Source organism: Bacteroidota bacterium (assembly GCA_034723125.1).
Lineage (GTDB): Bacteria > Bacteroidota > Bacteroidia > CAILMK01 > JAAYUY01 > JAYEOP01.
On sequence record JAYEOP010000481.1, the window covers coordinates 1 to 8,536 of the forward strand.

Sequence of the window (8,536 nt, forward strand, 5' to 3'; positions counted from 1 at the left end):
TGCATCTTGCATCCTGCATCCTGCATCTTGTATCCTGCATCCTGTATCTTGTATCCTGCATCTTGCATCCTGCATCCTGCATCTTGTATCCTGCATCTTGTATCCTGTATCTTGTATCCTGCATCCTGTATCTTGTATCCTGCATCCTGTATTCTATTTTATTTGTTCTCGCAAAGACGCAAAGAACGCAAAAAAAAATATTAAAAAACAATGACATAAATCCTGCATCCTGCATCTTGCATCCTGTATCCTGTATCTTGCATCCTGCATCCTGCATCCTGAATCTTGTATCCTGCATCCTGCATCTTGCATCATTCCCTTCACTTTTTCATAGCTTTAATTCCCTGTAGTTCTTTGCCTTCTAAAAATTCGAGCATTGCTCCACCACCTGTGGATATATAACTTACTTGTTTTTCGAATCCGAATTTTTTTATTGCTGCTACTGAATCTCCACCTCCGATAAGTGAAAATGCTCCTTTTTTTGTTGCGTTGGCAACAGCATTTGCAATTTCTTTTGAGCCTTTTTGGAAATTATCAAATTCAAAAACACCCATTGGTCCATTCCAGAGTATTGTTTCGGATGCTTCAATTATTTCTGAGTATTTTTTTATGGCTTTTTCTCCAATGTCAAGTCCCATTCTGTTGTCAGGGACTTCATCACTAGGACAACTAATAATATTTGCTTCATTGCTAAAATCATCGGCACAAAGTGAATCTTGGGGAAGAAATATTTCAACATTTTGTTCTTTTGCTTTGATAAAAATTTCTTTTGCAACAGCAATACTGTCTTTCTCAACTAATGATTTCCCAATATTTCCGCCTTGTGCTTTTATAAATGTGTAAGCCATACCACCTCCAATGAGTAGATTATCAATTTTTGGAAGTAGGTTCTCAATAATAAGAACTTTATCAGAAACTTTTGCACCACCGAGAATTGCTGTAAAAGGTTTCTTAGAATCTTTAAGAACTTTTTCAATGTTTATAATTTCCTTTACCATTAGGTATCCGAAACATTTATTGTTTGGAAAAAAATCGGCAATTACCGATGTGGAAGCATGGGCACGGTGTGCAGTTCCAAAGGCATCATTGATATAAAAGTCGGCTAATTGGGAAAGTTTTGATGCGAAATCTTTATCACCTTTTTTCTCTTCTTTGTAAAATCTGAGATTTTCTAATAATAGAATTTCAGAGTTTTTTAGAGCTTTAGCTTTTTGAAAAGCAACATTTCCAATGCAATCATTGGCAAATTGAACTTTAGTTTCTGTTTTTTTTGATAAATAATCAACAATATGAGATAATGAAAATTTATTTTCTGTTGCTTTTGGTCTGCCGAGGTGAGACATTAAAATTGGAGAGCCTCCATCTTGTAAAACCTTTTTAATTGTAGGAATTGCAGCAACTATTCTGCTGTCGTCAGTAATTTGTTGCTTGTCATTTAACGGTACGTTAAAATCAACACGTATTAAAACTTTTTTATTTTTAAAATTAAAGTCATTAATTGTTTTCATATCAATTATTTTTTTTTGTTTCTCGCTAAGTTTTTTTTTGTTTCTCGCAAAGACGCCCCAATACAGTCATTCTTCCTTATGGGGCAAGCAAAGAACTCAAAGTTTTTTATTTTCCTTTTCCTTTAATTATAATAAGCAGTGTGTAAAATACTATTTTAAAATCCATTACAAGCGACATATTTTCAATGTAAAGGATGTCAAATTTCATTCTTTGTATCATCTGGTCAACATTATCTGCATAGCCATATTTTATTTCACCCCATGATGTAATTCCTGGTCTTACTTTTAAAAGGTGATTGTATTGAGGGGCTTGTTTAACAATTTTGTCAATAAAAAATTGTCTTTCAGGACGGGGACCAATAATTGACATTTCACCAATTAATACATTGTAAAATTGAGGTAATTCATCAAAACGATATTTTCTTAGAAACTGTCCTATGCCGGTTATTCTCGGGTCTTTGTCTGTTGTAAGCTCGGGTCCGTTCTTTTCAGCATTTTGTGTCATTGTCCTTAATTTATAAATCGTAAAAGGAACTGACTCTTTGCCAATTCTTTGTTGTTTGTAAAAAACAGGACCTTTTGAATTTAATTTTATAATTATTGAGATTACCAAAAAGAAAGGTGAAAAAACAATTAGTATAAAAATGGAAAAGGAAACATCAATAACTCTTTTTATGTTTTTTTGCCAAGCAGGTAAAATCTCGGGAGAAATATCTATTAAAGCTGAACCAAAAATATAGTTCATTTTTACAGAGCCGGTTATAATATCGTAAATATCAGGTATAATTTTTACTGTTACCCTAATACCTTCAAGTGTGGATAATACTTGTTGTAATTTTTCATGTTCAGAGGAATCTATTGCAAGTATTACAACTTCAATGTTTTGTTCTTTTATTAGTTTTGGCAGTTCTTTATATGATCCTAAATTTTTGAGATGATTATCAAGAACTTTATTGGGTTTGTCAAAAACAGTAGCATAACCTATAAATTTATATCCTTGAGAATATTTTTCATTTTCAAGTTCTTTAAAAAGTTCCAAACCTTTTTTGTTGCTACCAATTATTACGGTTTTAAAAGATATTTCTCGTCTTTTAATTTTCCCTTTTATTATTGTAAGAATAACAAGTCTTGAAATAGAAACAATAAAAAATTGCATAAAAAGGAGTGTTGGAAATGTTAGTCTATAAACTTTATAATTTTTGACTTCATCATCAAGTAGGATAAGAAAGAAAAGCATTAAAGTGGCGATAAAAGTAATTCCAAATCCTGAGAAAAATTCTTTAAGGCGTGATTTTGTGTGAATATTTTTGTAAGTACCGCTAATCCAGTAAGTAAAAATCCAATAAACAGGAATAATGAGTAATGCCCAATAAAAATTTTCTGTAAAAATAATAGGAACTTTGTAACCATATTTTGCCGGTTCAATTACAGTTTTTCTAAAAATAAAAAACAATGTCCAAGCTAAGGCAGAACCTAAAAAGTCGGAAAGCAGGTATTGAATTGTAAAATTTCGTTTATTCAAGGCTTAGTAATTTTATGTTATCAAGATAAACTGAGGCAGTATCACCTTCAGTATTTTTAATTGCTCCAATAAAAAATCTAAAAACATTATTGAAGGGTTCAAAAGCTATTTCGGAACCCATATTGATATATATTTTATTCCATTCTTCTGATGGATTTAATTTAAAAAAACCATGTTGGATTTTATCTGAAGCATTGATGGAAAAATATCCTATGGTAAGCATGATAGTTGTTTTGTAGTTCATTTCCATAAAAATTGCTTTGCCACGTGGAACTTTAAAAATATTTACTGTTTGCATTTCAAAAATATCACCTTTATTTATGATTTTTGCTGAAAGTGAATAATTTTTTTCAAAAATATTTTCAGTACTTCTTTTGTAATCAACAGAGTTTCTGTCCGTTTTTTCGAATGATGATTCAGGATTTTCAAAATCTTCGTTAAAAGTCATTACAAATCCATCACTTTTGTATCTGATAACAGGGCTTAATGTATCAATTATTGCTTGGGATAAAGTAAGTGTTTTGTTGTAGGTTTTGTAGAAAGGATAAGGAACACGAGTATTTGTAATTCCATTTTCTTTAATTCCTCCCTGAATGTTAATTGTGTGTTCTCCTTTTTCTAAAATTGGAATAGTAACAGGAAGCTCAAAAGCTCCTATGAACTTTTTGTTGTCGAGGAAAACCCATGCATCAACAATATTGTGCGACATGCTACCAAAAGAATCATAACTCCCGGAAAGTGATATTTTATCAATGTGAATATAAGAAGGAATTTCTTCTTCAGGATTGATAATATCACATGAAGTAATAATTAGTGTTGAGAAAATCAAATATGTTAATATTTTTTTCAAAATTATTTTAAATTTACTTTTTCTTGTGATTTGTTAATTTCTTCTAATATTTCATAAGCAAGTTTCAATGAGCGAAATCCGTCATCTATGGTAACTTCAGGTGTTGTGTCATTCAAAATTGATTCCGAAAAAAGTGTTAATTCATGCTTTATTGAATTTATTTCAGGCACCTTTGGTGTTGAATAAATTATTTCTTTTTTCTTTTTTCCATTACCGGGGTCAATTACAAAGGAAAAAGGGTCTGTACTTTCGCCTTGTAGTTCATGAATTTTATAAACAGCGACTTTTTTGTCAAGGAAATTTATAGTTATGTATGAATTTTTTTGGAACAATCTCATTTTCCTTTCATTCTTCAACGATGCTCTACTTGCTGTGAGGTTTGCAACATATCCGTTTTCAAATTCAACACGTGCATTTGCAATATCCGGTGAATCGCTGATTATTGAAACACCGCTTGCATTTATCTGTTTTACTTTTGAATCAACTAAGCTCAAAATAATATCAATGTCATGAATCATTAAGTCAAGAACAACAGAAACATCATTGCCACGTGGGTTGTATTGTGCTATTCTTGTTGATTCAATAAACATTGGTTTCAATACTGTTTCTTGAGCTGCAATAAAAGCAGGATTAAATCTTTCCACATGTCCTACTTGAGCTTTGATACCTGCAACTTTAACCATTTTAACCAATTCTTCAGCTTCTTTAATTGAGTAAGCTAAAGGTTTTTCTATAAAAAGGTGTTTGCCTTTTTTTATTGAGGCTTCTGCACATTCGTAGTGAGATAGGGTGGGAGTTACAATGTCAATAACATCAACAGCATCAATTAATTCGTCAAGGGAGTTAAATTTCTTGATTTTTAATTCATTGCTTACTTTTTCGGCAGTATCGTTATCTGGGTCAAAAAAACCACAAAGTTGATATGCACTTATTTCTTTAATGAGTTTTAAATGAATTTTTCCTAAATGTCCTGCTCCTAAAACACCAATTTTTAGCATAATATTGTTTTGTTGTGATTCAATTACATTTAATTAATTACTGCAAATATGAATAAAATAACTAATTACCAAGCTTTTAAATTTATGAAATTTAATATTTTGCTTTTGTACAGAAAGCTTTTATAAGATTAATGATATAAAATTCAAAATGCGTTTTACTTATCATCAGTAAAGCGAAACTTATTTCCTAATGCTTGGGTTACGAATTTGCGTTTATCAAAATAAAAATCGTATTTCAATCGTCCGTCCATATTGTCTTTGCTTACAAAGGGTTCTAAAGATAAAACTTGTTTTAATTCTTCAAAATTCAGCCAAAACATTGGTTTTTCATATAGTAGTGTGTTTGCTGCATATTCTTCAATTAATGGTGCAATTGCTTTTATTTCATATCTTATATTTCCTTCGTTATCAGATAATGAGTCTTCAATAATTGCAAAACGTATTATACTTTCGGGATTAAATTTTGAATAAACTACTGTATCAACATAAAAATCGGGGTAGTTAATGTCAGGTTGATATTGAAAAGTGTCGGAGGAAGCACCGATTTTTAAAACCTCATCTTTTTTGTAAACAGTTGTTAGTGTTGTGTCTTTGTAAACTTTTATTGTAATACCTTTTCTACCAATGGTTGCAGCTTCATAAATTATGCGATTTATGGGATTTATTTTTGCCCTCAAAGCATAGTTTTGCATATCGTCAATATCTATTATTTCATATATTTTCCCACGAACTTGATAGTTGGTGTTGAGGTCAATATTTTCTTGAGATTTTGATGTTTTGAAACTGAATAACAGTATTGTGAAAATGAGAATTGAAATTAGGTTTTTTTTCATGTTTAATTTATTATCAAATTTGTTAATTCCGTTTATTATTTACTTTCAAAAAAAAACAAAATTAACAAATTTTAGATAAAGTTTGAGTAATGATTGAAGAATAGTAGTTGATAATACCAATTTAATTTCAAAACGCCTGATAAATAAATTAAATTATATTTTTCTTTTTTTAGGCAAAAATTCTTTGCATAGCCATAGCTACGGAAATAATTTTTAACGACAAAAAAGGGAAATAGAAATGATTTATATCGGGTGTTTTGATGTTAATTTGGTATAAACTGTAAAATCAGAAATTTACCAAAAGAAAATTATTGTTGTAAATTTGAGTCCACTCTAAAAAGTAATGAGTGCAGGTTTTGAAAATCAGGAATTGCCCCATTCACTAAAGGAAGTCTTGATTTTCAGCTACTTTTCCCTTTATGGTTTTGGGGTAGAAAGGAGATTAAAATTATTCTAAGACTTTTTAGAGAGGACTCAAATGTATAATTTTTATAACAAATTCTTAGTATTTCACTGTTTCTAACTTCGGTACTAAAATACAGTTTTCGTATTCGTCAATTATTTCATTAAAAGTATCTTTGACTGATTGTATTTTTTCAGCCATGTATGCTTTTGATCCTGCAAAGGCAAATCCTTCATCCATTTTACCTTGTGCTGAGTTGAAAAGTGCTTCTGCTATGCAATAAGGAACTTCTTTAAAATTACAGCTTTTTAAACATTTCCAAGGACATTTTACCGGTTTTTCTAATCCGTTTTGAACTTTTTCTACAAAAGAATTTTTTATAACTTGTCCTGGTAATCCAACAGGACTGTCAATAATTGTAATATCGCTTTGTTTGCTTGCCAAATAACTTTCTTTGAATTCAATAGCAGCATCACATTCGTGAGTGGTAACAAAGCGAGTTCCCATTTTTACTGCTGTTGCTCCTTGTTTGAAAATGTTATAAATATCTTTTCCTGTGTAAATTCCGCCACCTGCAATTACAGGAATTTTTTTGTCAAATTGCTTCTCAAATTGTTTGATAACAGCAACTGTTTCAGATGTAATTTTTGAGATGGAATATTTTTCATCGGTTAATTGTTCCTTTTTGAAGCCTAAATGCCCACCTGCTTTTGGACCTTCAACGGCAACTGCATCAGGCACCTGATTGTATTTGTTTGCCCAATATTGAAAAATAAGCCGTGCTGCTTTTGCTGAAGATACTTTAGGGATAATTTTAGTGTTAGTTTTTTGTAATTCTTCGAAAGTCATTCCTGCGGGAATTTTTAATGGCAATCCTGCTCCAATAAAAATAACATCAATTTTTTCTTCAATTGAAACTTTGAATAGGTCTTCATAATCGGTAACAGCCATCATAATATTTACGCCTAATATTCCATCAGTTAATTTTTTAGCTTTTCTAATTTCTTTTCTTAAGGCTATTTTATTTGATTCACGGAAATTTTTTCTGTATCCGGGTTCAGTCATTCCTATTCCTACTGCTGAAATAACGCCTATGCCTCCTTGATTTGCTACTGCTGATGCTAAGCCTGACAGTGAAATTGCTACGCCCATGCCTCCTTGAATTATAGGTAATTTAACTTCTAGATTTCCAATTTTAAATGATTTCATTGTTTTAAATGATTTATTATTTTGGAGCAAAAATATTAATAGATATAGTTGCAATAAAATAAAAGGGATAGCTGAAAACGAATAGTTGTAAAATGCAACTTTAGGGGTGAGTTAATCTGTTTTAGGTGCGAAATGTTAAATAATTACTAAGTCTTCTATTAAATAATTGCATTTAAATTTTCAATATAATTTCTTGAAACAGGAATTGCGAAGTCCACATCTTTAAAATATAATTTATATCCTCTTGAATCTCCTTCAATTTTTAAAATGTGATTTGTATTAACAATGCTTGTTCTGTGGCATTTTGTAATGAAATCATATACTGCAAGAATATTTTCAGCAGTTAACAAACTACTTCTAACAAGTTGGTTTTTAACACTATTATTTTCTTCCCAAAATACCTCAATATAATTATTGGCAGAACGAACGAATAATAATGAATTTATTTTTATTATCAAATGGTCTTTTTGATACTTGGATTTAAAATGTACTTTTTCTTCAAAAATGGATTTTTTCTTAGTAAGTTTTTCTGTTAATTCATTAGCTTTCTTTAAATAAACCTTTAATAATCTTTCCTGATTTGCTGTTACTATTACGGAAATAGGAACAATACTTATTCCTATTATCTTAAGAATTACATAAAAATTGATTTTGAAAAGGTCAATAATTTGAAAATAAAAAAAATATCCTGTGCCTACTGTAAATAAAATCCAGATATTCCAAAATATTTCTTTCTTGATATTCCATTCCCTGTAAATAAATATTTTTGGTGCAATTGCAGGTAGGAATAAAAGATTGATACTTAATGAAATAAAAGTAACAACACAAAGCCCAATTATTAAATAAATCTTATCGGTATTTTGAAGAGAGGAAAGATCAAAGGGTTGAAAAAGGATGAGAAAAACAAAAATTATCAGGCTTATAACAAAAATAATTTTTGTGTTATGTTTGAAATCATTGTTAAAAGGGTATGGCTTGTTTAAAAAATTGAGCATTTTATTTTTCCCTACTTATTTCTATTCACTAATTGAATTGATAATTATTTTTAGGGCTCAAAGGTATTGAATTTATGTTATGATTATGAGGATAAGAAAAATTATTATCAAAATTGCCTTTATGCTAAATTAACAAAGGAAAATGGAAGTTGTTTGTTTGGTGTTTTTTTTTAGCAGGGAATATGCTAATATGAATGTTTATTTGATTATTTGTTTAT

The 8,536-nt window shown here is 30.0% G+C and carries 8 protein-coding genes; all 8 read right to left on the reverse strand.

From position 1 onward, the window contains the following. The coding region (locus U9R42_12480) for a hypothetical protein (protein ID MEA3496834.1) at positions 1-298 on the reverse strand (298 nt) is incomplete at its 3' end. A gap of 22 nt (positions 299-320) precedes the next feature. Beyond that, positions 321-1,508 carry a phosphoglycerate kinase gene (locus tag U9R42_12485; GenBank protein MEA3496835.1) on the reverse strand — a complete coding sequence of 396 codons (1,188 nt, stop codon included), beginning with the start codon at positions 1,506-1,508 and terminating at the stop codon, positions 321-323. A 106-nt stretch (positions 1,509-1,614) separates the two neighbouring features. Next, on the reverse strand, positions 1,615-3,030 hold the full coding sequence (locus U9R42_12490) for a sugar transferase (GenBank protein ID MEA3496836.1): 1,416 nt from the start codon (positions 3,028-3,030) through the stop codon (positions 1,615-1,617). Next, entirely contained in the window at positions 3,023-3,880 is an 858-nt protein-coding gene (locus U9R42_12495; GenBank protein ID MEA3496837.1) for a hypothetical protein, read from the reverse strand. The genes U9R42_12490 and U9R42_12495 overlap by 8 nt, the downstream gene beginning before the upstream one ends. A 2-nt stretch (positions 3,881-3,882) precedes the next feature. Further along, positions 3,883-4,878, reverse strand: coding sequence for a Gfo/Idh/MocA family oxidoreductase (locus U9R42_12500; protein ID MEA3496838.1), 996 nt, complete (start codon positions 4,876-4,878; stop codon positions 3,883-3,885). Positions 4,879-5,033: 155 nt separating this feature from the next. Beyond that, positions 5,034-5,711: a hypothetical protein gene (locus U9R42_12505; GenBank protein ID MEA3496839.1), complete on the reverse strand. Its 678-nt coding sequence runs from the start codon at positions 5,709-5,711 to the stop codon at positions 5,034-5,036. 502 nt (positions 5,712-6,213) lie between these two features. Further along, the gene (locus U9R42_12510; GenBank protein ID MEA3496840.1) at positions 6,214-7,323 is read right to left on the reverse strand and encodes a nitronate monooxygenase; all 1,110 of its coding nucleotides are present in this window, start codon (positions 7,321-7,323) and stop codon (positions 6,214-6,216) included. Between the two features lie 158 nt (positions 7,324-7,481). Next, entirely contained in the window at positions 7,482-8,318 is an 837-nt protein-coding gene (locus tag U9R42_12515; GenBank protein MEA3496841.1) for a LytTR family transcriptional regulator DNA-binding domain-containing protein, read from the reverse strand. Positions 8,319-8,536 lie beyond the last annotated feature (218 nt).